At 60.1% G+C, this 561-nt stretch carries 1 protein-coding gene; it reads left to right on the top strand.

Going from position 1 to position 561, the window contains the following annotated elements; all coding sequences use genetic code 11:
• Window positions 1-90: 90 nt before the first annotated feature.
• The coding region (locus tag U5A57_RS41355) for an SDR family NAD(P)-dependent oxidoreductase (protein ID WP_321918105.1) at window positions 91-561 on the top strand (471 nt) is incomplete at its 3' end.

The raw sequence follows: 561 nt of genomic DNA, 5'->3' as shown, positions 1-561 counted from the left end.
AGTGTCGGCCGTCACACTCGCGGGCACGATGGTCTTACTCGGGCGGATTTGACCGCTTATCGAGCAACTTACATAGGAGTACGATTTAAAATGAAACGAACTTTCCTGATTACGGGTGCAAGCAAAGGTATCGGGCGTGCGCTGAGCGAGCGTCTCGCGCGTGATGGTCACAATGTGGTCGGCCTTGCGCGCAGTTCCGGTGACACGACTTTTCCAGGTACGCTCGTGTCCGTCGACCTGACGGACCGGGAGGGGACGCAAGCGGTGTTGTCCGATCTCGACGCGCGCTTCGTATTTGACGGCGTCGTCAACAACGTCGGGTTCGTTGAGCTTTCGCCGCTCGGCTCGATCGATCTCGATGATCTCGACAGGGCGATGCGCGACAACCTGGCACCCGCTGTGCAAACGGTTCAGACCTTGCTGCCGCGAATGCGCAAACGCGGCTGGGGCCGTATCGTGAATCTGTCCAGCCTCGTCGTGCTGGGCGTGGCTCAACGTTCGACGTATGCCGCTGCGAAGGCCGCGATGATCAGCCTGACCCGAACGTGGGCGCTCGAACTT

Origin of the sequence: Paraburkholderia sp. J11-2 (assembly GCF_905220185.1) — a bacterium.
In the GTDB taxonomy this organism is placed as follows: Bacteria; Pseudomonadota; Gammaproteobacteria; order Burkholderiales; family Burkholderiaceae; genus Paraburkholderia.
This window is presented reverse-complemented; position numbering and strand designations above follow the sequence as displayed.